Here is a 237-nt window from a genome sequence, read left to right on the forward strand (position 1 = left end):
ATTCGATACTAAGAACGAACCTAAAATTGCCAGTTCTGTTGAAAAGTTCTTCAAGGACTACAAAGTTATGGAGCTTCTCCGTAGATGTGGGCTCCGCAAGTCCAAAGGAATCCCGCTTTGGTCGATCCTTTCATACATCTTCAGTAATGTGTTTCCAGACAGAAGCATGTACATGCAACAGAAGTCTGGCAAGTGTACTGCTGGCTTCTCCAAAAACACCTACTATCGATTCATGCA

General features: G+C 43.0%; 1 pseudogene. It reads left to right on the forward strand.

What is annotated here, in order from left to right:
- A pseudogene (locus FD23_RS11095) lies at positions 1-237 on the forward strand (IS4 family transposase); the annotation flags it as partial.

It is taken from the genome of Lactobacillus delbrueckii subsp. delbrueckii DSM 20074 = JCM 1012, assembly GCF_001433875.1.
Taxonomy (GTDB): Bacteria; Bacillota; Bacilli; order Lactobacillales; family Lactobacillaceae; genus Lactobacillus; species Lactobacillus delbrueckii.